The sequence below is a fragment of the Rahnella sp. 1L-D-7-B-C2 genome, from assembly GCF_057290995.1.
In genome coordinates this window covers 59,441-82,201 of sequence record NZ_JBXAVQ010000001.1, presented here as the reverse complement: position 1 = coordinate 82,201, position 22,761 = coordinate 59,441, and the positions used below count along the sequence as shown (strand labels likewise).

Below are 22,761 nucleotides of genomic sequence, written 5' to 3'. Positions count from 1 at the left end.
GTCATCGGAATCTGAAGCCCGCTTATGGCAACGTAAGCGGGCTTTTCTTATTTTGCGACGCTGACAGAAAACCTGCTGAGGCGAAGTGGTTATTCTATAATCAGTTAGAAAATTTTTCCTGATGATAAAACCCGCAAAAATTACGTAAAAATCCGAAGGGAAGGTCTATCAAATACATAGGGTGATTCAGATGTGACTGTCGTTGATCCGCGTATAGAGTAGCAATGAAACTATAAAAAAGGAGTGTGAGCATGAGCAGTTCTATTGATGAAGAAGCGAAAGACGCCAAGCCGATTGTAGAAGCAGACAGAGAAGCCGATGTCAGCAAATGTCCTTTTCATACGGGAAACTCGAATAAAGCCTCCGGTGGCGGTACCAGTAACCGCGACTGGTGGCCTAATCAGCTCAGAGTCGACCTGTTAAACCAGCACTCATCCCGCTCAAATCCGTTGGGCGACACTTTCGATTATCGTAAAGAATTCGCCAAATTAGATTACTCCGCACTCAAAGCTGACCTCAAAGGTCTGCTGAATGAATCCCAACCCTGGTGGCCCGCCGACTGGGGAAGTTACATCGGTCTTTTCATCCGCATGGCATGGCACAGCGCCGGCACCTACCGTTCGGTTGACGGTCGCGGTGGCTCGGGGCGTGGTCAGCAGCGTTTCGCGCCTCTCAATTCCTGGCCAGATAACGTCAGCCTCGATAAAGCACGCCGTCTGTTATGGCCGGTGAAGCAAAAATACGGTCAAAAAATTTCGTGGGCCGATCTTTATATCCTTGCCGGTAACGTCGCGCTGGAAAATTCTGGCTTCCGTACTTTTGGCTTTGGTGCCGGACGCGAAGACGTCTGGGAACCGGATTTGGACATCAACTGGGGCGACGAAACCGAATGGCTGGAACACCGTCACCCTGAAGAACTGGCAAAATCACCGCTGGGTGCAACGGAGATGGGGCTGATTTACGTCAACCCGGAAGGCCCGAACCACAGTGGCGATCCGGCTTCCGCCGCGCCTGCTATCCGTGCGACCTTCGGCAATATGGGCATGAACGATGAAGAAATTGTCGCGCTCATCGCGGGTGGACATACGCTGGGTAAAACCCACGGCGCAGGCGATGCCAGCCATGTTGGCGTTGACCCGGAAACTGCACCCATTGAATCTCAAGGTTTGGGCTGGGCCAGCAGCCACGGCACGGGCGTCGGGGCTGATGCCATTACCTCCGGTCTGGAAGTGATCTGGTCGCAGACGCCAACACAGTGGAGTAATTACTTCTTCGAAAACCTGTTCAAATACGATTGGGTTCAGACACGCAGCCCGGCAGGTGCGATTCAGTTCGAAGCAACCAACGCACCGGACATCATTCCTGATCCTTTTGATCCGAATAAAAAACGCAAACCGACCATGCTGGTCACCGACCTGACCCTGCGTTTCGATCCTGAATTTGAAAAAATTTCCCGTCGTTTCCACAGCGATCCGCAGGCCTTTAACGAAGCCTTCGCCCGCGCCTGGTACAAACTGACGCACAGGGATATGGGGCCGAAAGCGCGTTACATCGGACCGGAAGTACCAAAAGAAGACTTAATCTGGCAGGATCCGCTGCCGGTTCCGGTGTATCACCCGACGGTTGCTGATATCGCCCAGCTGAAAGAAAAAATTGCCGCGTCCGGTCTTTCGGTCAGTGAGCTGACGTCGGTGGCATGGGCTTCGGCATCCACTTTCCGCGGTGGTGACAAACGCGGAGGCTCCAACGGTGCCCGTCTGGCACTGCAACCACAAAGAGGCTGGGAGGTTAACGCCGTCGCTGCCCGTGTGCTGCCGACGCTGGAAGCCATTCAGCAGTCATTCGCAAAAGCCTCGCTGGCAGATGTGATTGTGTTGGCTGGCGTAGTCGGTGTTGAAAAGGCTGCGAAAGCCGTCAACGTTGAGATTGACGTGCCGTTCACGGCAGGGCGCGTGGATGCCCGCCAGGATCAGACCGATATCAAATCCTTCGAACTGCTAAAACCGCGCGCGGATGGCTTCCGAAACTACCGAGGCGATACCGGCAGCACGTCGACCGAAAATCTTCTGATCGACAAAGCACAGCAACTGACGCTTACCGTACCGGAACTAACGGTGCTGGTGGGCGGGTTGCGCTCACTGGGGGCAAACTTCGACGGCGGTAAGCACGGCGTTTTCACAGATAAAGCGGGTGAACTGAATACTGACTTCTTCCTGAATCTGCTGGATATGCGCACCGAATGGAAAGCCACCGACGCGTCTGGCGAACGGTTTGAAGGGCGCGACCGTGTCAGCGGCGAAGTAAAATTCACCGCCACGCGTGCCGATCTGGTCTTCGGTTCCAACGCAGTTCTGCGCGCCAGCGCTGAGGTCTACGCCAGCGGAGACGCCAAAGAGAAGTTTGTGAAAGACTTTGTTGCGGCATGGACCAGGGTGATGAATCTGGACAGATTTGAACTCTGAGAATTGTCGCTCACTCTAAAACGTTGACACTGTAACGTGAAAGCCCGCCTGAGGAGACTTAAGCGGGCTTTTTTGATCTGATGTCCGCTTCCCGCTCATCGCTTTACGTAAATTCCTACCTGCTTAAAAAACAGACGTGACGGGGGATGTTTTCCGTTTCCTGAGCGGATCCCTTAAACTACAGCATGCAGGTCGCAAGATATAAGCCTTCCATTCGTTTCGCGCTGATGCGCAGGCGGCTGAGACGAGCGAAGAGGGTGGTCAGCTGTTCACACGAAGGAAGTAAGATGCTTTTGCCAGATTTGAGCTTTACAAAAACCGTATATCAATCGCCATTTCGAGAATGAGTCGCCCCCTGTTTATTTCTCTGGACGGGCCCAAGGGCGTCGGCAAAACCACACTGTTGGAGGCCATTACGAAAGTACTAAGGGCCGACAACAAGAAGGTGATCCGCCTTTGCGAGAAAAAAAGTGATCCCTTCAGGGGAGAAACAATGGCTCTCGTTAACCGGCTCGCCAGAAATCCCGCCCAGGATCTGGAGCTGGAGGTTTGTGAGCGCTTTGCCGATAGCCGCGCCTGGATTTCCCGGCATGTGCTGACTAAACAACCTGCTGACAGCATTATCTTGATGGACCGCTGGTACCCGTCGGACGCCGCGTTTCGCCGGATGGTTCCGTTTGCAAAGATTTTACAGCTTAACATTGAACGTAACGTGCGAATGCCAGACCTGCATGTCGGGGTTGTTACTGCGCCTGATATTTCATGGGCGAGGGCTGCGGCCCGAACGCGTGGGCTAAGCAGTACTGTGATTCATAAGCTTGAAGAACATGTCGCTTGTACCAGGGCGTTTGAGCGAGAAATTGCAGATCACGGCTGGTTTTTATGCCGTAATGAAGGAACGGTCGAAGATGCAACGATGCAGGTTATTTCTGAGATCTACAAAGTGCTTTGATGCCCCGCAGGCAACGGTCCTGGTATGGTTTACCACACATCTTCTCTGAGGAGCCGACATGGCCACGTTTCATCAACTCACCGCCACCCGTCTGGGTGGCCAGCTCATCTCTATGGCCGACTACGCGGGTAAGCTGGTTCTGGTGGTTAATACCGCCAGCCATTGTGGCTTCACGCCACAATACGCAGGCCTCGAATCGCTCTACAAGAACTTCGCCGCCCAGGGGCTGGTGGTGCTTGGTTTCCCCTGTAACCAGTTCGGTAATCAGGAACCCGGCGGTGCCGACGAAATCGCGCAGACCTGCCACATCAACTATGGTGTGAGCTTTCCGATATTCGAGAAAGTGGAGGTCAACGGAGCTGCAACGCACCCGGTATTTCGTTACCTGAAAGACGAATTGCCCGGTGTGCTGGGGGGGCGGATCAAGTGGAACTTCACTAAGTTCCTGATCGGACGTGACGGAAAACCGCTCAGGCGTTTTGCACCCTTTACCACCCCGGAGAAAATGGAAACCGTCATTCTTGCTGCACTTGAAATTTAAGCGTTCGTGTAATTTGGGTCGTCCACATTTGCAGACCCTTCTCGATGCCGGGCAACAACGCGGCCTGGCTGGCGCCACACTGACAACAGACAACATGGCCGCCTTTAATGCCATATTTTACGCCACATTAGGTTTCAATATTGTGGAAGGTCACACTCGTCCGCCACATCTGGTAAGCCTGATCGCTGAAGAGACGGCGATGGGTTTCAATCCGACCCGACGTGTCGCAATGTGGGCCACCTTTTAGGGGATCTGATTAGTCAAAATAAGGTTTCAACACTTCCTCAGTCCAATTCATAAAAGCCCTCACTCGTTGCGACAGATTGCGCCGGTGCGCGACGACGAAAGATGCATTTAGCGGCCTGGGCCGCAGATTGGGAAGGACTTCAACCAATGTGCCCGATTTTATATGGGGTACGAGCGCTGAATAACCTCCCTGAATTAAACCCAAACCCGCCAGTCCTGCTTCGTGGTAGGCCGGTACGCTGTTGACCGTCATCGTGCCGGGTAACATCAGTGAATTGTAGCCATCACCTGATGGATATTCCCATCCATCAGGCTTCGCGCCAAAATTGCGCATGTAATGAACCATTCTATGCCCTTGATGAAGAAGATCATCAATCGTCTGCGGCACACCGTAGCGTTTCAGATAGCCTGGACTCGCCGCATTGATCATCCGTAATTTTCCCAGCGGCCGGGCAATCAGGGTCTCATCAACAATGGGCCCCAGACGAATTACGCAATCAAATCCTTCCAGAACCAGATCAACACGGCGGTCAGTACTTGAAAGCTCAAGTTCGAATTCCGGGTGAGCATCCAGTAGTTGTGGTAGTGCGGGAATAATGACGCTTTCTGCCAGAATAGCCGGCATATCCACACGTAAACGCCCTCGCAGTGACATTCTACCGGGTGAAAACATTGACTGTAGTTCGTCTGCTTCCGCCAGCAGGTCTCGTGCACGCGAATAAAAAATGCGGCCATCTTCGGTCAACTGCACTGTCCGCGTGGTGCGGTGCAAAAGCGTGGCGCCTACGTCTTGTTCGAGCTCGCGCACCACCATTGAAGCACGGCCTTTCTGAATGCCAAGGCTTTCTGCTGCCTGGGTAAAGCTCTTCATTTCTGCCACGCGCGCGAAAATGATCAGTGCCTCAAGATTTTTCATTGTTCCTCTTTAAGATAACAGTGCGTTAAATTTTAGGTTATTTATGGCTACTGTAATACTTAATAGACTGTCTTCACACCGCGTTATCCAGGGCAGACATTTGCTGAAGGTGCCAGCGCCACGTTCGTGGCTATCGACTACGAAGGGAACATGTTTGCCTGTAGAACTGAATTGCGCTGGAATAAACCACGTCTGACAAAAGAGATAAAGAAATGAATAAAGGTTATTTGATCGCGCATGTCACCGTATCGGACGCTGTTGCCTACGCCGAATATGCCAAGGCTGCCGGAGAAGCAATGCAGGCGTTCAGTCCTAAGGTTATTGCCTGGTCCGGGCAGTATGAAAACCTTGAGGGTGAATCTCATGAACGGCACGTCGTTTTTGAGTTTGCATCTTTTGCCGAAGCCAAGCGTTTTTATGAGAGTCCTCAATATCAGGCAGCCAGAGCAATACGTGCCGGTGCTGCGACCGGAACTTTTGTGCTGGTTGAAGGAGGCGCTTAATTTTCGGCGTAATGCATGATAAAAAGCTAATGCTGTTTTGGTACGGAGGTCTGTCTGATGACAGATCTTCATACCAGATATGATGTTCATTGGGCATCATTGGAATTTTATTAAAGAATACAGATCTGCTTCGTGTCAGAGGCAGATATTCCCCCCTGCCACGGTATGATAATAAATAGGCAATAAATTCGGCGGAGCCTGTGGTAATTTGCACTAAATATCGCAACTAAAGGAATTCCAATGCTAACTGTATGGGGTCGAAAAACGTCTTCAAATGTTCAGGCTTTGATGTGGTGCATTGGAGAAATGGATTTGCCGTATGTCAGGTACGACATAGGGCATAAATATAAAGGAACTGAGACTGATTTTTTCTATTCACTTAACCCTAACAGGACTATTCCGGTTCTGCAGGATGGTGCTGCTGCGCCTCTGTGGGAAACGGGAGCAATTCTCCGTTTTTTAGCTAATCGCTACGGTACAGAAAGCTTCTGGCCTTCTGATGACATAAAAAAAGCTAACGTTGATAGATGGGCTGAATGGTCAAAAATTAATGTCGCGACGGCTTTTACCGCTCCCGTGTTCTGGCGTGTTGTCCGGACACCGGAGGAAAATCGAGACGAAAATGCAATCAGAGAAGCGATGGTGAATTTAGAGAGAAACCTGTTAATCGCAGAAGCGCAGCTCGAAAAGCACCGCTTCCTGGCTGGCGATAATTTCTCTCTGGCCGATATCCAGTTTGGTCATGTGTTATACCGCTATTACGACATAGACGTAATCCGAAAACCTTTGCCCAGACTACGTTCGTATTATGAAAATATAGCCCTGAGACCTGCTTTCCAAGAACATGTCATCGTATCCTATGAAGATCTGCGCGCTTAGCCGCCCCGGTCTGATGCAGGCAATTGCGTGCCAGAAGCAGAAATTCCTTGCATCATGATGTGTTAATCGCTGAGATTCAGGTCCGACTTTCGCTCATAGCGTACCATTCACATCAGCATGTCTGCTGTGTGCCACAAGCGGACTTTGCAAACATCTCTGTTTTAATTAGAGGATAACAGGTCATCATATGTGGGCCTCATTGACTGCGTTCCATCAATTCAAGCGTCTGGCCATCAGGGCTTTGTAAATATATTACTCTGGTTCCCTGCATGGGGCCTGACAATACTGTCTGAGGTTTACCCGGCGTCTTCCAGCCGTAGTCCGATACTTTGCCCAAGAGCGTATCAAGATCCTCTACATTTAAAGCAAGGTGAGCGTAGCCTGGGATATAGGGCGCTGAAGGTTCTTCTGGCTGTTCAATGTTATTGTATTGTAGTAATTCAATTCGAATATCAGCCAGTTCAAGCAAAGCCATTCGTACATCAGCTCCCCTTGCACCTGTTACCTCATCGATTATAGGCCCGGACATTTTTCCTTCACGTAATAATTTACCTCCAAGAATCTGAGTCCAGAAAAATAATTAGTCTTCAATGTTTTTAACTGAAAAACCAACGTGATTAACACTTAAGATCATGCAATTACCTGCTGAGATTTGAAAGTTCATCATCCAACTATATAGAAAGCCTGGTTTATTTCTACAAGATAAATGCGCGACCGTTTTACAAGCCTGCATCTTTTATCGATAAATTGCGAATGTCCGCTCATCGCTCATAACAGACAAATCAATCCTTCAGAGGAACTGACATGAACAGCATGAAACTAACTAACATTTCTCACCACTCAGATCATATTTTTTAAAAAACCACGTGAAGAGACGAAGTAGGTGCAGATAGAGTAGGTAATGGCAGCTCCAGCTACTTTGACAGACTTAATCGTCAATGACTAAACCCCTGCCATAAAGGCAGGGGTTGCTCGCTAAATGAGTCCTTTCTGGAAAAAAGTAACCCGTGTCGCTTCATTCAAATCCATACTTTTCATTGCTTCAGGTGACACCCAGCTAATTTCCTGAAATTCCTCGTTAAAGGTAATATTCCGGTTAGCGGCAATGCAGTCAAATATAAGATAAATCATGTAAATTTCTTCGGTGCTTCCATCTGGATACATTTTAGTCCGGATATCATCACGAAATGCCCACGGCTTAACATCAGTGATACGAAGCTCCTCACCTAGTTCTTCCATGATTTCGCGCCTTAGAGCCGTTTCCATCATTTCACCGGGTTCCATTCCCCCGCCAGGCAGAGCCCACTGCCCTGGAAAAACCCCACGATCGGAAGCCATTTTACAAAGCAGATACTCACCGTCATTTTGTATCACAGGACACACGATTACTCTCTGGCGCATTTTATCTCCTTAACATTATTGCTTTCTGAATTACCCTATCAGAAAAGGTGTCAATTTCACCCGGATGATTACAAATCATAATTCGCTGACGAAGATGTTTCGGAAGATTATTGACCTGTTCCCAGTTGATTGACACACGGCATCGTTAGCAAATTCGATGGCGACTCAATTACGAACGTCTGCTCATCGCTCATAGCCGACATTTTCCAACTTAGTAGGCTGCTGTGTGCCAAAAGCGGACACGATCAATATTAAGACTCGGGGCACTCCAAATCTGACTGGTAACCGTCCAGGAGAATAGGGCTTCTTCATTCGAAGTTTTCTGGAATTTATCGAAATAAATGAGGGTGCTGCGCCATACTCGCTACTCCGGCTGCATTTTTCTGTTCCATCCAAAAGTGTCGGCGCAGGGTGATAACCATTGACGGATTTTGGAATTGCACGACAGGGACTCGGGTTCGAGCAAGCGTGCTCCGAAATTGGCATGCTTCAGGAAGCGCACATCCAGACATTGCTCCAGTTGCCCAGCCAGCAGGGGAAAATCCATGAGACTGGATAGTCGGGGCCATTTGATCAATTTTCGGTAGCGCAGTTGCTCCGACTCGATGCGCAAATCATCATTCGCGCGCCATTGAATGTTGAACAGCTTGTCATGACGCGATAGGTCGACCAACCAGTTCCCGTTAGATGGGATGAGCAAATCCAGTTTAAGGCTTTCAGGCCGCAACTTGTTGCGCTTGTAAAACCAGTGCTCAGGCGGTTCGTTGGTTAGGGCGACGGAACACCCGCTATATGACACCTCGGCAACACCAAACCTTGCAAACCATTCGGCGACTTCGGGGTGGGTAGAATGGTCGAACATATTTTGCATGCTCCTTAGAAAGCGTCATATACCACAACAGCTTATCGCTCATAGCTGCCCATTGAAATCCCTTTTGGGGGTGCTTCGTGCCAAGAACGGAGGTTATCCCTCTGTGCCATTAAAGATTAGCCATGAAATGTTATGATAAATTCATTCAACTGTTAGGACTCAATTAGGGTGAGCAACATGCTCCTGGAAAAGCTGAAAGCACTTGAATGCAGTCTTCACGATGCCCGGCGGAATGATCGAAAATGGCTTGAACAGATACTGCATCCCGAATTTCGGGAAATTACACGTTCAGGCGTAATAGTTGACCGCGCGGAGACGATAGCATTTCTGGCAGGCGAATTAAGTACAACGATCATTCTTAGCAGTGATTTCCAACTGATCAGCATGGGAGAGCACTGCGCCATTTTGCACTACAAGACGTTTAATTCGGACGGCAGCCGTGCATCCCTACGTTCTTCCTGCTGGATGTATTCTGACAGGGAGCAATGGGAGCTGGCTTTCCATCAGGGAACACCAGAGGCGGGAGCGCTATAAATTTGGTAATGACACGGTAAAAAAATATCAGCCCGGTAGGTATATCTTACAGGCAAAAAATCAATGTCCGCTGCTTGCTCAAAGAGGCCCTGTCACATCAGCAAGTCAGCTTTATCCAGAAGCGAAAGTCAGATCAGATTAATACAATCAGCGCAATATCTTTGAGAAACAGACAGCTTCTGTCCTACCTATGTATGGGCCGTAATTCTCAATACGAAGATAACCATTTTTCTCATAGAAATTTACAGCCCGATAGTTGATGTGTCGAGTTTCCAGCCTAAGTTCGGTATATCCCATCTCTTTTGCAGATTTTTCAAGAAAATTGAGTAAAGCACCGCCAACCCCTGAAACACTTCGGTCTGAAAACATTCTTTTAAGCTCGGCTATATTTTGCGTTAATGGCCGTATAGCAGCGCATCCTATAGCTTTGCCTTGAGAATTCTTTGCTAATGCCCATAAAGCTTTGTCATCACTCATTGCTTCAACGATAAAATTACTTTTGCCGTGATCGCCAGTAATAGCGGCAAGCTCTGCTGACAGCATTTCGATTAAGCGATGGGATTCTGAAGAAAATGGATCTGATTTCTCTACTGTTATCATGGTTATACCCTATAAGATGAGTTTGACCAACATAAAGCAACCTGCTAAAAGAAAGCATCATCCCAAAATGGGTGATAGGACAACACTGTTTCCAAGCTATCCCTAAGGTGTCATGTCCGCTTTTCGATCACAGCCGACGATTTCCAACATAGTGGTCTTGTTCGTATCTGAAGCGGACATCATTCTTTGAATGTATGCTAACCATCAGGAGACAGATCTGCTTAAATATTCCTCTTTTATTACGACGCTGCGATTGTCAAAGTTTATGTTCAATAATACGCCAAGCGGCAGAGTTAACATAGGATGTGTATGGCAGCAATCAAAGCCGTCCACTATTGGTAAAGATCTGGCGCCTAATACTTCCTGTAGAATATCAGAAGGCTGTCGCTCACTTCCTGCATCATCAAAAAGTTCATGTTTTCCTAAAATAATAGCACTGACCTTATCAAATATACCGTTTATTTTTAGCATGGAAAATGAGCGCTCAACTGTAGCAATATCTTTTAGACTATCTTCTAGAAATAATATATCACCGTGCTTTACTTCTGGCATCCATTTGCTGCCCATAATTCCTGAAAGTGTGTTGAGGTTACCCCCTATTACTCGTCCTTCAACACTCCCAGTTCCCAAAAAACGGCACTTGTTCTCATAAAGTCTCTTGTCCCTCACTTTCTCAATGCTGTCCCAATTCAGTCGCTCATCCGTCCATTCTTTTGGCAAAGTGTAGCAATAGGGGACGTTAAAAGGCTCCATTAGTATTTCGCTAAATGAATCATATGTCTCATCCACTAATGGAGAGAATTCACCAAAAGAAGCAACGAGTGCCGGTCCATAAAATGTAACCAATCCTGTTCTGGCATAAATTCCTGCGAGTAGAGCAGTAGCGTCAGAGTAACCAATGATTATTTTGGGATCCTGAATAAGGGTCTGGTAGTCAATATATGGTAAAAGTGAGTTGCTGTTGCTTCCACCAATGGTGGACATAATGCAACGTACTTCAGGGTCGCGAATAAGAGCATTGAGCTCATCAGCACGTTCTTTAATGGTACCTGAACGATAAAAGTCTGACTGGCCTGTCAGGTTACCTGCTTTAAGGTGAAATCCTTTATTCACAAGAAAGGATTTTGCGCGATTAAACCGGTTGGGTGCCGTCACTGTAACGGGAGAGGAAGGGGAAAAAAAACCAATCGTATCACCATTTTTCAAAGGGGGAGCCAGCAGAGTCTGCTTTATAGACATATATTTTCATCCTTACATTATGGCTTTTTGATCATTCTAAGATCAGAGAGCCTAAAGAGAAAAATCTTAATAATGTTGACGTAAATTGTTCAGGCCATACTCTGTAACACAGATATTTATTGCAAGACAATCGTTTAAAATAAAATAAAGAAATATTATATGCATGTAAAGAAGGCAGCTAAAATAAGCATGTTCGTTTTTGTTGCATATGTGGATAGTTGATTACAATGCAAAGTGGTTAGCAAAGAACAAATGTGAACTTCCGCTTCACGCTCACAGCGGTTGTCGAAGCCGCTGGATATACCAGTCCGTACAGTCGGCCATTTTAACTTCAAGCACATCTACAGACGGTGTTTCTGGGGTATTTAAAGCCGTGTAACCGTGCTGCTGACCTGAAATATTTGCTCTGAAAATCATGTCTACTACATGAGTATGATTCATCAGCCTTAGCATCAGGTGACGTTTTTCTGCATAAGCGCATTCGTTGATAGCTTTAATTGTTTTTAGAGTTTCGGAATCAATCCAACGCTTGTACTTCAACAGTGTAACTATTGTGTCCTTTGCCATAATTTTCTCCAGATTTTCCTATACCAATAGCATATCAACAACGCACTTTTTTTGGCAGAGTTTCATTTTTTATAAGGCCACAGTCAGTGGTGGATATTTCATTTTGTTGGCGTGAGTTGACACATTAACCAGGCTATCAATGCTAAAGCCAGAACTGACATGCCCATAACGCTATAACTTACCCCAAAATCTGCGCTAACCCCTACGGCGAAAACAGCGGCACTACAACCGATGCGCTGGCAGTGGATTTCAAGAACCCTGCCATCGAGCGTAGACAGGCAAAATATCCGGTCATATGGGTGACACTCTCCACCACCACGCACGGCAAGGGTAAAAGCTGTGATGAAATTGCTGACGAATTCCGTTTACAGCAACAGACTTGCTGAGCGAAGAAAAACCGGCGGTCAGCTTTTCGCTCAGATCAGCCATTGAAATCTCTTTTGGGGCTGCTTCGTGCCAGAAACGGACACTGATGACCTTGAACGATGCTAACCCAGTCAGGCTTGCCCATTCATTTTTCAGAGTAGGAAATGCGGTATCCACTGCCCTCCCTGAGAACGCTGGCAAACCCAGCTTGGCTTAAGTGCATGCCGGCAATGATCAGTTTTTCTCTGACAGCTTTTTCCATAATTTTCTTTCTTGTTTCCTCGGCCTGAGCGGGGTCGGTGTCGAATAAAATAGAAACAGCCGGCTGCGCTGACTGAATATGAGGATAATGGACAATGTCTCCCCATATTAATAAGCATTCATCATCCGCATCGATGCGAAAACCGGTATGCCCAGGCGTATGACCCGGTAAGCATACCGGCAGAATGCCTTCTGCTATTTTGTCGCCGTTAAAAAAACGTACCTTCCGGGCATAGGCGTCTAAGGTTTGGCGGACCAGCCAAAAATTACGTTGCCCGCGCTCATTCGCTATGTTGAGTTTTTCATCATCCTGCCAGTATTGCGCTTCGAGAGGATGAAGAATAATTTCAGCGTGTTTAAAAACCGGCTGTTTCTCAGAATCCAGCAGGCCTCCAATATGATCCGGATGACAATGCGTCAATAAAACGGTATCGACGTCGTCAGGGCTGATACCCTCTGCGGCAAGGTTTGCGTTGAGTTGTCCCGCCATGTTATTCAGCGAGCCTGTGCCAGCGTCAACCAAAATGATCCGACCCAAACCGCGGATAAGGTAACAGTTTATATGGATATCGCCGGGCTCACTGATTCCGGCGCGGCATTGAAGAAGGTCCGCATCAGCTTTTTCAATGCCTGAGAGCAAATCCAGACTCGCTGACATATTGCCGTCACTCAGCGCAGTTATGTGAAAATCGCCAATCTGACGGAACGGAAGGGGATGGCTCATTACTACCTCGAGGTCAGTTGCAGGCGAATAGGTGTTCTGCTGGGGAGCCAAAACAACGAATACGGGTCATCAGACCAGAGGTCTGTTGAGTGGCAAAATCCAGTTCACGCATAAAGTTCTTCATCACATCGGGGGAGCGCAATGTTGTCAGACGATAAAAGAGCTCGGCGTAGACCGGTTGCCCACATCCCGGCCTTACATCGACAAAAATGATATGAACGTTTTTGGGTTCTGCACCGAGGATGTCACAGCAGAGGGCGCTGCATTTATGGGTAAAATCACCAAGATTTTTAAACTTGTCAGAGTGATTTTCAGAAATATAAAAAGTCAGGTTAGGCATGATGTTATGGCTTCCCTTTTTCAGCACTCTGCAACTGCGGTGTCAGTGGCTCGTAGAGATACACACCAGGCATATCTGTAAACAGCGAGGCCATCTCAACAGGCAAGACATATGCAACGCGATAGCCAGGGGATTTATCCAGCCCCACCGCATGCATTTCCAGACCCCGATATCCCCGCACTGTCTCTAAAAAATCTATTGGCTTTGCGCTCAATAGTAGAATTTCATCGGAAGAGATGCCTGGAGCAAGGCCTTCACCTTCATAAAGGTTACGATGCCAGTCAGTAATGCAGACCTGCCAACGAGAGAAATTACCGCCTCCTTTTAAACGGTAATCCTCACTGCTGAGAATATCTGCATCATTAATCGTATGAATGGCAAGATAAACTGGGCAGCCGGATTTGACGGCGCGAAAGCGTTGAGAGGTAGTGAAGCCAGCAACAGATATCAATGCGGGTAGTTTTTGCTGGCTGTAAAAGGCATTCCATTCGGCCTCGCTTTCAGATGCGTTATACGAACATTCCACGGTATAGAACATTAGCCCATCTCTACATTAGTTATAAACGCAAGCAAATACATTGCTTAGTGACTTTTCATCATGTTACAGGCTGGTTATGCTGCTTAAAAACGATAATATGTCACAGGTTAGTGATATTAAGTCAATAAAGCATGTTGTCAGCACTGAGCAAGGAGCCGGTTTTATGCGCAGAAAAATACCCAGTAGTGCGTCCTTGCAGGCTTTTGATGCCGCCGCAAGGCACGGTAATTTTGCCCGGGCCGCAGAGGAGTTATCGTTAACAGAAGGGGCGATTAGCCGTCAGATTGCGCGTCTTGAAGCGTTGCTGAACTGTAAACTGTTTGACCGTGTGGGAAGCCGGGTAAAGCTTAACCCTGTCGGAGCGCGCTATGCACATCACGTGCGTGAAACGCTCGATCGGCTCGAAAGAGATACGCAGTACATAATGGGAATGCCTGAGGGCAGTAAGAGTCTGGATATCGCCGTCCTGCCGACCTTTTCCAGCCGTTGGCTTATTCCCCGCCTGAGCGGCTTTAACTCTTTGTTCCCGGACATAACGTTAAATATTGCGGCGAGAACGGACCCGTTCATTTTGCCAGGAAGTGGCTTTGACGCTGTCATTCATTTTGAACATTCCGCATGGGCAGGCATGCGTATGCAATTTCTGTTTCAGGAAAATCTGCTGCCTGTTTGCAATCCCGCACTGTTAACAAATTATGACGTAAATCGACAGCTCAACGTACTTCCGCGCATTCACCGTCGACAGAATCCTGATGCATGGCATCACTATGCCCGGGAAAGTGGAATACGCCTCGATAATCCGGCTCAGGGTGTGCGGTACGATCTTCATGAAATGGCCATCGCTGCCGTCATCGCGGGACACGGCGTAGCATTGGTTCCGCGTATGTATGTCGAGAAAGAATTGAGTTGCGGCATGCTGGTTTCGCCCTGGCCAGCCTCAGACTGCCTGAGCAAAAAGTTCTGTTTAGTAAAACCGACGGAAACGGGAATCAATGAGGCTGCGCTGGAAAGCTTTGAACGCTGGTTACTTGCTGATGAAATGAATACGCTCACCAGCCTTAATGTCGAACGATGACGTTAGGTCCGCTACTCGCTCATAGCGGACTTAACGAACCCTCCACAGGGCTGCTTGTGCCAGAAGCAGACATGTTAAATTTCAGAGATTAAGGGATCGTTGAAGTTTTTTTTCCACCAAAGCAAAAAGCCCGCTTAAGTTTCCTTAAGCGGGCTTTTCTAATATGGCTCCTCTGACTGGACTCGAACCAGTGACATACGGATTAACAGTCCGCCGTTCTACCGACTGAACTACAGAGGAATCGTGTGAACGGGGCGCATAATATCCAGAGGGCGCCTGGGTGTCAACGCTAAATTCGATAAAATACTCTGACTGCTCAGCATCTAATCAATACGGCTGAAAATCACCATTCTGAGCCTGAAAACATGGCTTCTCAGGCAGGATTAACAATCGCAGCGCTGTCCACGACGTTGCCGTGCCAGCGGGTCTTGCTGATAAAAACGTGTGAAATGGCCGTATACCAGCGGAAACCGATCGGACAGTAATTCTGGCGCACTAAAGAAGTATTCGGAAAGCACCGCAAAACACTCGGCGGCATCGGTAGCGGCGTAGGCATCCATGCTGGCGGCCTCTTCACCGACGGTGTCTATCTCATCTTGCAGGTTCTGCATCGCGGCCTGCAAGTCATGCTCCCAGGCAACCACTTCCCGTAGCGGGATCGGCGGAATACCGGTGACTTCGCCGCCGTTGCGCATATCGAGCTTGTGCGCAGCTTCGTGAATGATGAGATTAAAGCCGGAGTTATCAAACGAATCTTCGATATCCTGCCAGTTCAGCACGATAGGGCCCTGATCCCAGCTCTGGCCGGCGTGGATTTGCATACCGGCGTGGATCAGCCCGTTCTCGTCCTGCCACGGTGTATCAACCACGAAAGGGGAAGGATAGAGCAGGATTTCATGGAAACCGTCGAGCCATGCCGCGCCCAGTTCCATTACCGGCAGGGCGAACAGCAGTGCGATGCGCGCCTGCATCTTTTCAGTCAGCACGACGCCCTGCAACGGCACCAGCCTTTTTTGTTGCAGCAGCTGGCTGGCGATTTGTATCAGACGTTGCTGCTCTTCTTCGTTCAGCGAGGACAACAGCGGGATATTCAGCGCGTCATTCCACGCATCTGATTTCTCGATTTTCAGCTCATTTGCTTTCCACGGCCACTTAATCATCATTTTGCTCGCAAAGTGATTACGTAAACTGTCAGTGCATGAGGCTAAAATGTTACTCCAAAACAAGTAACTTCAATAAGTTAGCGTCGTGCTGCACGGATTCTGAGTGGATGTTACACATCCGCTGATTTTAAGCAAAATGTGCAGTCATCTAATAAGACATAGCTCACGTTATTCCTTTAACCACTTTTCGACAAAATCATTTGCCGCGACCGGCTTGCCGAAAAAGTATCCTTGCAGGTATTCGATCTGGTAGGGCGTCAGGTAATCGACCTGCGCCTGTGTCTCGACGCCTTCGGCGACGATCACCATTTGCAGGCGCTTCGCCAGGTCGATTACGTTGTCAACAATGTGCCCGGCCAGCGCATCGGTGCCGATGCGATGAATGAAACTTTGGTCAATTTTTAAGATATCAATGTGGAATTTTTGCAAATACGTCAGGCTGGAATGGCCGGTGCCGAAGTCATCCAGCGCAATCAGTACGCCCATCCGGCGCAGCCCGTTGAACAGGCTCTGGGTGGTCTCAGTTTGTTCGATAAGCTCGCGTTCGGTGAGCTCGAGTACCAGTTTAATCGGATTGGCCTTGAAGGCATCGATAAAGGCTTTGCAATCTTCCACCAGCGTCAGATCTTTAAAATGACTGGCGCAGATGTTGATGCCGAAATGGAAACCTTTAGGCAACTCAGCGGCCAGCGGGCCAAACTGTTCACGCACCTGTTCCATCATTGCGCGGGTCATCGGCACAATCAGGCCGCTTTCCTCAGCCAGGGGGATAAACTTATAGGGTGGGATCAACCCGGACTGCGGATGCTGCCAGCGCATCAGCACTTCGCAGCCGGTAATCTGATGGTGGGTGCCGTCCACCACCGGTTGCAGGTACGGAACAAACTGCTGCTTCTCCATCGCCGCTTTCAGCGCCGTCACCGGCGTCGCAAACCGGCCAAGCAGCTGGTAGATCATAAAGGCGACAAACAGTCCGACCAGCGGGAACAGCACCAGACTGGCGGTGGCGTAATCGAAGATATAGCGCCAGTGATCGCTTTTACGGATCACCAGCCGCATCTCATAAGGATAGTGTTTCGACGCCAGAATCATCCGCTCGCCTTCCGGCCAGCCTTTATCACGATGAATTTTGCCCTGATTATCCATCCACTGATCGCCGACTTTCAGCACCAGATAAGTATGAGTGCTCAGCAGGTTGAGGATGTTATGCAGGTAATAGCCATCGACGCCAATCAGAACGCCATTGCCATCAATGTCGCGACGATAGGCGATCAGCGGGTGATCCGGCGTGACGGCGTTGCCGCTCATCAGCAGAAGTTGCCCGCCAGCGTAGTTGCCTGTTGAGACGTAATCAATGTTGTGGCCAAACAGGGAGGTACAGTAAATGGTGTCGCCACGATACAGATTAACGGTGCGCACATTTGGCACTCTGGCGACCTGCCAACGTAATGCCTGAATCGTGTCCTCGGTGCAGGGCGACCCGACGAGTGAGCGGACGGCATCAGCTGCGAGAGTGGCATTACTGAGCGTCATGTCCACCAGACGCACGGATTGCGCCAGACTGGCGGCGGTATCCTTACGCAGGCCCTGTGAAGTCTGCCATGAAATGGCCAACGTGCCCAACGCGGCGACCACCAGAAAAGCCAGTATCGACAGACAAAGTCTGAATCGCGGGCGGTATTGCCAGGGTACGGAGAGAGCCAAAGGAGTATCCACCAGTAAGAATTTGTGAAGGCTGACTTTCTTTAATATAACGCATAACGGGGAGAGTCTGCTGGAAAGGTGAAAGGATGACGCAGGAAATTTTTTCGTTATGTGCCTGAAGCCCAAACCGAAAATCAGTTTGTGCGGTTTCAGTTTGCAGGGTCGCCTAAAGTTTGTAGCATAAGCCTTTACGCCTGTCAGACCACAACATCAGGACGATCTCATGCTTCCCCGCCTTAAACTGCTTTTGTGTGCCGCTGCTTTATCCCTTTGCGCGACCGGCTCTGCGCTGGCCGCCGATGCGCCGTCGTACGGGCCGCAGCTGCAGGGTTTTGATTATCCATTTCCGCTAAAACAGTTCTCTTTTACCTCGCAGGGTGCGCCGCTGCAGATGGGATATCTGGATGTCTCGCCGGTGGGCCGTAAGAACGGCCAGACGGTGGTGCTGATGCACGGTAAAAATTTCTGTGCCGCCACCTGGGGCGACACCATTTCGGCGCTGGCCGGGAAAGGCTATCGCGTAATTGCTCCCGATCAGGTCGGTTTTTGCTCATCGACCAAACCCAGCCATTATCAGTACAGTTTCCAGCAGCTGGCTATCAACACTCATGAATTGCTCAAAAGCCTGAAGATCACCAAAGCGGTTATTGTCGGCCATTCGACCGGCGGAATGTTAGCGACGCGCTACAGCCTGATGTTCCCGGCCGACGTGTCGAAGCTGGTGATGGTGAATCCGATAGGGCTGGAGGACTGGAAAGCCAAGGGCGTGCCGTATCGCACTGTCGATCAATGGTATGACCGTGAGCTGAAAACCTCGGCAGAAAGTATCAGACAGTACGAGCTGAAAACCTACTACGTGAACAAATGGAAACCGGAATATGACCGCTGGGTGGATATGCTGGCGGGGCTGAACAACGGGCCGGGGCATAAACTGGTCGCGTGGAACTCGGCGCTGATTTACGACATGATCTTCACCCAGCCGGTCTTTTACGAATTCAAAAACCTGAAGGTGCCGACTACGCTGATGATCGGCACGGCCGATACCACGGCGATCGGCAGCGACATTGCGTCAGCGGCCGTGAAAGCCAAAATCGGTCACTACAAAGTGCTGGGAAAACAGGCCGCGAAGCTGATTCCGCATGCGAAGCTGATTGAATTTAAAGGTCTGGGTCATGCGCCGCAGATGGAAGAACCGGAGAAATTTAACGCCGCATTGCTGAAAACATTGGCGAACTGATTTTGCCACCCAATGAAAAACCGCAGCGTCTGAAGGCTGCGGTTTTTTTTCATCTGCATTTTATCGTTATCAGGGATTAACGCAGGTTATCCGGGAAATTAGCCGGTAACTCGCTGGCTGCACAGGCAATCACAGTATCGTTATCTGCGCCGCAGTCACGGACGAAAGTGATGGTGGCGAATTCATCGATCACTTCGGTCGGATACGCAGGGCCCGCGTCGCGATAAGCATTCATCAGCGGAATATGGTCGTTCTGGAAGCAAACGGTTTTTTCCGGATTATTGATCACCCAGCGCGGGAAGAAGATGGTGCCGTGGAAAACGTTATCGCCCAGATTCACTATCAGGCTGACGTCGGTGCCGGTCGGCTCGGTCCATGAAATTTTATACACATCCGACGCCACACGAACGATGTAGGCTTTTTGATCTTTGACCCAACGGTTGCCCACCAGGCCACTGTGAATGCGGTAATCCAGAGTTTCGGCATTTTTCACATAAATTTCATAGTTCCAGCCGTTGTCGTAGGTATACACAACATGTTTGCCAACGAAACCGCTCAGGTCATGTTTATCAAAGTTGCTCATGGTGATTCTCCTTAATGTGTTCGGGATGAAACGTTTCGTTTCGATGGGAAAATAATACGCTGTAAAAAGTTGATAAAAAAACGCTGATATCCGATAAAAAGAATCGGATAAATAGATGTATTATGCGCTGAGTTAACGGCTTTCAGATAAGGACACAATATGGCGCTGCCAAGATCCACGCTTGAACAATGGGTTGTGCTGCAAACGGTGATTGAGCAGGGAAGTTTTGCACAGGCCGCGACGGCGCTGAACCGCAGTCAGTCATCGGTAAGCTATGCGTTGAGCGGATTGCAGGAACGCCTCGGGCTGCCGCTGCTGGAAATCACCGGGCGCAAAGCCTTGCTGACCGAGCAAGGGCGCGCGTTGCTGGCACAGGCGTCGCCGCTGATCTCTGCGTTTTTGCAACTTGAACATCGCGCCGCCGGTCTGCGGGGGGGCGTGCGCACCGAGCTGAGTCTGGTGGTCGACAGCGTGTTCCCGAAAGACCGCTTATTCCGTGCGCTGAAAGCATTTCAGCAGCAGTTTCCTGACACGCAGGTGCACCTGACGGAAATCCTGCGCGGCGAAAGCATTGAGCAATTAAATGAACGATCAGCGGATTTGTACATCACTACGCTGGCCCCTGAAAACGCCATTCACGGGCGTTTTCTTCTGGACGTCGATTTCGTGCCGGTGGCGAAAAGCGATCACCCGCTGTTTCAGCTGCCCGCACCACTTTCTGCCGAAGATCTGGCGCGCTTCCCGCTAATCTCGGTAGCTGACCGGCGTTCGCAGCGCACGGAGAATCGCGCCAGCGGGCAGGCGTCGAACTGGACATTCACCACGGTGGCCGCGGCGATGGAGGCAATTTCGGTTGGCGTAGGATACGGCTGGCTGCCGCTGGGCAGTGTCGAAAAGGTGCTGGAAAGTGGCGTGCTCAGCCGCCTGTTACTGGCGGCCAGAACCGTGCGGCAAACGGCGCTGTATATGGTAATGGATAAAGAATCGCAAAACTTTGATCAGACGATCGGGGCACTTTCGCAGTGTATTCTGGCGGAGTGTGAAGTGCTGCCCTGAGTTTCAGGGCAGCCACTTTTCATCTTACGGCTTTTTGCAGGCGGCAAGGATATCCAGCTGCGCGTCGCGCTCGCTGGTTTGCACGTTCATTGCGCTCAGCACTGTGTGGAACAGATTATCCTGTGACACATCATTCTTCGCCGCATTGGCTTTCAGGCAAGGCATATCGATCCCCTGTGCCTTTACATAACCCTCGGACAGCCAGAACAGCATGGGTACGTGCGTCTGTTGCGCGGGTGCGACGCTGTACGGCGTACCGTGCAGATAGAGACCGTTCTCGCCCAGCGATTCACCGTGGTCGGAAAGATATATCACCGCCACATTGTACTTATCCTGATACTGCTTCGCCTTTTCAATCACCTGCGATACCACATAATCGGTGTAGCGCAGGGTATTGTCGTAAGTATTCACCAGCTGTTCCTGCGTGCAGTTTTCGATATCACTGCGCGGGCAGTCCGGGGTGAATTTACGAAATTCAGGCGGATAGCGTTTTGAATAAGTCGGGCCGTGGCTGCCGATTAAATGCAGGCCGATCAGCGTATTTTTACCCTCGGACTTAATGTCATCGTCGATATTTTGCAGCAATGCCATGTCGTAGCAGGTATCGCCATCGCAATATTTACCGTCTTTTTTAGTGTCGATGATGACGTTTGGCACACGGTCGCAAACGCCTTTGCAACCTTCGTCATTGTCTTTCCAGAACACCGACACGCCGGCTTTATGCAGGATATCCAGCAGGCCCTCGCTGTTGCGCGCCCGGTTGGCGTCATAGTTGGTGCGCTTCATATTGGAGAACATGCAGGGCACCGAAATCGCCGTGGCAGTGCCGCAGGAGGTCATGTGATTGAAGAACACCACGTCCGGCGTGGCCTGCGTGTATTCGTTGGTCGGCTTAGCGTAACCGTTTGAAGACTGGTTCTGCGCGCGGGCGGTTTCGCCAATCACCAGAAACACCAGGTTTGGTTTCTCACCCGGTTTCTGCACCAGTTTGGCGTCGTTACCGATGCTCTGGAACGGCATCTTTTTGGTGAAATAGCGATGATTCATGTACTGGAACGCGCTGTAAAGATAGTTGGTCGGCACAATTTCCAGATTCAGGGTACGGTTGTTGCGCCCGACCGAGGCGTAATCTTTGTAGAACACACCCGCGACGGAAGCGACGATCGCCAGTGACACGATCATTGACACCAGCCGCACGCCCAGGCGGCGCAGCGATGTTTTTTCATAGCTGACCGGCGTGAGGAACAGCAAAATTGCCGGTAGCACGCCGGTGAAGACAAACCACAGCACGACCTGCACGTTGAGATAGGAGGTCGCTTCAGCCGACTGCGTCTCCAGAATGTTTTCGATCATCCCGCGATCGAACACCACCTGATAGGTCATCATCGCGAAGCTGGCGAGCGCGCTGACCGGCAAAATAATCATGAAGAATGGTTTAAGCAACGGCCGGAAACTGAAAGGGGTGAACACAAAGTTCAGGGCAAAGAAAAGCACCACGGGGATGGTCAGCGCAAACGCCAGGTTATAGGCGGGCAGCGCATGCAGAATGCGATAAAAATGTAGCAAAATTGGCAGGTTGACGACAAAGGTGAAATACAAACTGAGCAACAAAGTCAGCGTGAAATAGCTGATCTTTGGAAATAAATAGCGCAATGAGAACTCCCAAAAAACTGAAGGTTGCTGGCGCGACCGGTCTGAAACCATCACGCCCATAAATGAATTGCCGGGAATCTTAATATTGCTAGCTTAAGAAAGCCTTAATTGAAGTGTCACAAATGATTCACAGCTCTCATTTTTAAGAAAGGTTCAGAAAATAAATAAAATATAGTTAGCTGGGTTTACCTTCGCAAACCCTTATGCTAGGCGGCATAGCAGGGGAGTTGCGAGAAAAACAGCCAACCTGTTTATACCTTTCTGAGTGCACCTTTCGACTCATTCTGATCCTCCCGCTGATTAATCCAGATTCGGTTTAATTTACTACTGACGTTTACGGCGTTCGGCTT

23 protein-coding genes, 1 tRNA gene and 2 pseudogenes are annotated in these 22,761 nt (G+C 49.6%); 10 read left to right on the top strand and 16 right to left on the bottom strand.

Translation table 11 applies throughout. The features are described 5' to 3' along the window. Positions 1-251 precede the first annotated feature (251 nt). The 4 genes from katG to AC0Z7K_RS00355 all read left to right on the top strand — a co-directional run bounded on the left by katG (position 252) and on the right by AC0Z7K_RS00355 (position 4,202). Positions 252-2,462, top strand: coding sequence for a catalase/peroxidase HPI (gene katG / locus AC0Z7K_RS00370; RefSeq protein WP_485612253.1), 2,211 nt, complete (start codon positions 252-254; stop codon positions 2,460-2,462). Between the two features lie 343 nt (positions 2,463-2,805). Further along, a complete protein-coding gene (locus tag AC0Z7K_RS00365; RefSeq protein ID WP_485612252.1) occupies positions 2,806-3,414 on the top strand; it encodes a dTMP kinase in 609 nt (202 codons plus the stop codon). A 58-nt stretch (positions 3,415-3,472) separates the two neighbouring features. Beyond that, positions 3,473-3,955, top strand: a complete 483-nt coding sequence (locus AC0Z7K_RS00360; RefSeq protein ID WP_485612250.1) for a glutathione peroxidase — start codon at positions 3,473-3,475, stop codon at positions 3,953-3,955. After that, positions 3,936-4,202: a GNAT family N-acetyltransferase gene (locus AC0Z7K_RS00355; protein ID WP_485612889.1), complete on the top strand. Its 267-nt coding sequence runs from the start codon at positions 3,936-3,938 to the stop codon at positions 4,200-4,202. Before AC0Z7K_RS00360 ends, AC0Z7K_RS00355 begins: the two co-directional genes overlap by 20 nt. 9 nt (positions 4,203-4,211) lie before the next feature. Here AC0Z7K_RS00355 and AC0Z7K_RS00350 read toward each other — a convergent pair whose 3' ends face one another. After that, positions 4,212-5,117, bottom strand: coding sequence for a LysR family transcriptional regulator (locus AC0Z7K_RS00350; RefSeq protein ID WP_485612249.1), 906 nt, complete (start codon positions 5,115-5,117; stop codon positions 4,212-4,214). Between the two features lie 212 nt (positions 5,118-5,329). Between AC0Z7K_RS00350 and AC0Z7K_RS00345 the strand changes: the two genes are divergently transcribed. Next, positions 5,330-5,620 (top strand): DUF1330 domain-containing protein, encoded by a 291-nt coding sequence (locus AC0Z7K_RS00345; RefSeq protein ID WP_413528693.1) that lies wholly within the window; start codon positions 5,330-5,332, stop codon positions 5,618-5,620. A gap of 240 nt (positions 5,621-5,860) precedes the next feature. Next, the gene (locus AC0Z7K_RS00340; RefSeq protein ID WP_485612247.1) at positions 5,861-6,499 is read left to right on the top strand and encodes a glutathione S-transferase family protein; all 639 of its coding nucleotides are present in this window, start codon (positions 5,861-5,863) and stop codon (positions 6,497-6,499) included. A 196-nt stretch (positions 6,500-6,695) separates the two neighbouring features. Here AC0Z7K_RS00340 and AC0Z7K_RS00335 read toward each other — a convergent pair. The 3 genes and pseudogenes from AC0Z7K_RS00335 to AC0Z7K_RS00325 all read right to left on the bottom strand — a co-directional run bounded on the left by AC0Z7K_RS00335 (position 6,696) and on the right by AC0Z7K_RS00325 (position 8,762). Further along, positions 6,696-7,133, bottom strand: a pseudogene (locus tag AC0Z7K_RS00335) (VOC family protein). Between the two features lie 341 nt (positions 7,134-7,474). Next, positions 7,475-7,900, bottom strand: a complete 426-nt coding sequence (nudI, locus tag AC0Z7K_RS00330; RefSeq protein WP_485612245.1) for a nucleoside triphosphatase NudI — start codon at positions 7,898-7,900, stop codon at positions 7,475-7,477. A gap of 364 nt (positions 7,901-8,264) precedes the next feature. Then, positions 8,265-8,762: a hypothetical protein gene (locus tag AC0Z7K_RS00325; protein WP_485612244.1), complete on the bottom strand. Its 498-nt coding sequence runs from the start codon at positions 8,760-8,762 to the stop codon at positions 8,265-8,267. Positions 8,763-8,948: 186 nt separating this feature from the next. Here AC0Z7K_RS00325 and AC0Z7K_RS00320 point away from each other — a divergent pair, with 186 nt between their 5' ends. Next, positions 8,949-9,305 carry a nuclear transport factor 2 family protein gene (locus AC0Z7K_RS00320; RefSeq protein ID WP_485612243.1) on the top strand — a complete coding sequence of 119 codons (357 nt, stop codon included), beginning with the start codon at positions 8,949-8,951 and terminating at the stop codon, positions 9,303-9,305. Between the two features lie 147 nt (positions 9,306-9,452). Here AC0Z7K_RS00320 and AC0Z7K_RS00315 read toward each other — a convergent pair whose 3' ends face one another. The 7 genes and pseudogenes from AC0Z7K_RS00315 to AC0Z7K_RS00285 all read right to left on the bottom strand — a co-directional run bounded on the left by AC0Z7K_RS00315 (position 9,453) and on the right by AC0Z7K_RS00285 (position 13,940). Next, positions 9,453-9,905 carry a GNAT family N-acetyltransferase gene (locus tag AC0Z7K_RS00315; protein WP_485612242.1) on the bottom strand — a complete coding sequence of 151 codons (453 nt, stop codon included), beginning with the start codon at positions 9,903-9,905 and terminating at the stop codon, positions 9,453-9,455. Positions 9,906-10,109: 204 nt separating this feature from the next. Continuing rightward, entirely contained in the window at positions 10,110-11,144 is a 1,035-nt protein-coding gene (locus tag AC0Z7K_RS00310; protein WP_485612240.1) for a S66 family peptidase, read from the bottom strand. A 294-nt stretch (positions 11,145-11,438) separates the two neighbouring features. Next, positions 11,439-11,711: pseudogene (locus AC0Z7K_RS00305) on the bottom strand (DinB family protein); the annotation flags it as partial. Positions 11,712-12,002: 291 nt separating this feature from the next. Beyond that, a complete protein-coding gene (locus AC0Z7K_RS00300) occupies positions 12,003-12,254 on the bottom strand; it encodes a hypothetical protein (RefSeq protein WP_485612239.1) in 252 nt (83 codons plus the stop codon). Then, complete coding sequence (locus AC0Z7K_RS00295; RefSeq protein ID WP_485612238.1) at positions 12,223-13,062, bottom strand: MBL fold metallo-hydrolase; 840 nt, start codon at positions 13,060-13,062, stop codon at positions 12,223-12,225. Before AC0Z7K_RS00295 ends, AC0Z7K_RS00300 begins: the two co-directional genes overlap by 32 nt. Positions 13,063-13,075: 13 nt before the next feature. Further along, a complete protein-coding gene (locus AC0Z7K_RS00290; protein ID WP_485612237.1) occupies positions 13,076-13,402 on the bottom strand; it encodes a hypothetical protein in 327 nt (108 codons plus the stop codon). A 4-nt stretch (positions 13,403-13,406) separates the two neighbouring features. After that, positions 13,407-13,940, bottom strand: a complete 534-nt coding sequence (locus tag AC0Z7K_RS00285; RefSeq protein WP_485612236.1) for a sugar ABC transporter — start codon at positions 13,938-13,940, stop codon at positions 13,407-13,409. A 163-nt stretch (positions 13,941-14,103) separates the two neighbouring features. Between AC0Z7K_RS00285 and AC0Z7K_RS00280 the strand changes: the two genes are divergently transcribed. After that, positions 14,104-15,015 carry a LysR substrate-binding domain-containing protein gene (locus AC0Z7K_RS00280; RefSeq protein WP_485612850.1) on the top strand — a complete coding sequence of 304 codons (912 nt, stop codon included), beginning with the start codon at positions 14,104-14,106 and terminating at the stop codon, positions 15,013-15,015. Between the two features lie 164 nt (positions 15,016-15,179). Here AC0Z7K_RS00280 and AC0Z7K_RS00275 read toward each other — a convergent pair. The 3 genes from AC0Z7K_RS00275 to AC0Z7K_RS00265 all read right to left on the bottom strand — a co-directional run bounded on the left by AC0Z7K_RS00275 (position 15,180) and on the right by AC0Z7K_RS00265 (position 17,882). Continuing rightward, positions 15,180-15,255: transfer RNA gene (locus AC0Z7K_RS00275), tRNA-Asn, on the bottom strand. A 143-nt stretch (positions 15,256-15,398) separates the two neighbouring features. Beyond that, positions 15,399-16,175 (bottom strand): DgsA anti-repressor MtfA, encoded by a 777-nt coding sequence (mtfA, locus tag AC0Z7K_RS00270; RefSeq protein ID WP_485612849.1) that lies wholly within the window; start codon positions 16,173-16,175, stop codon positions 15,399-15,401. 171 nt (positions 16,176-16,346) lie between these two features. Beyond that, positions 16,347-17,882: an EAL domain-containing protein gene (locus AC0Z7K_RS00265; protein WP_485612235.1), complete on the bottom strand. Its 1,536-nt coding sequence runs from the start codon at positions 17,880-17,882 to the stop codon at positions 16,347-16,349. Between the two features lie 223 nt (positions 17,883-18,105). Here AC0Z7K_RS00265 and AC0Z7K_RS00260 point away from each other — a divergent pair, with 223 nt between their 5' ends. Then, a complete protein-coding gene (locus AC0Z7K_RS00260) occupies positions 18,106-19,119 on the top strand; it encodes an alpha/beta fold hydrolase (RefSeq protein ID WP_485612234.1) in 1,014 nt (337 codons plus the stop codon). A 76-nt stretch (positions 19,120-19,195) separates the two neighbouring features. Here the strand turns inward: AC0Z7K_RS00260 and AC0Z7K_RS00255 are convergent, their stop codons facing one another. Further along, complete coding sequence (locus tag AC0Z7K_RS00255) at positions 19,196-19,702, bottom strand: phenolic acid decarboxylase (protein ID WP_413528702.1); 507 nt, start codon at positions 19,700-19,702, stop codon at positions 19,196-19,198. A gap of 159 nt (positions 19,703-19,861) precedes the next feature. On the opposite strand from AC0Z7K_RS00255, the gene AC0Z7K_RS00250 reads away from it, so the two are divergent. After that, the gene (locus tag AC0Z7K_RS00250) at positions 19,862-20,758 is read left to right on the top strand and encodes a LysR family transcriptional regulator (protein ID WP_485612233.1); all 897 of its coding nucleotides are present in this window, start codon (positions 19,862-19,864) and stop codon (positions 20,756-20,758) included. 24 nt (positions 20,759-20,782) lie between these two features. Here AC0Z7K_RS00250 and AC0Z7K_RS00245 read toward each other — a convergent pair whose 3' ends face one another. After that, on the bottom strand, positions 20,783-22,411 hold the full coding sequence (locus AC0Z7K_RS00245) for a phosphoethanolamine transferase (protein WP_485612232.1): 1,629 nt from the start codon (positions 22,409-22,411) through the stop codon (positions 20,783-20,785). Between the last annotated feature and the right edge of the window lie 350 nt (positions 22,412-22,761).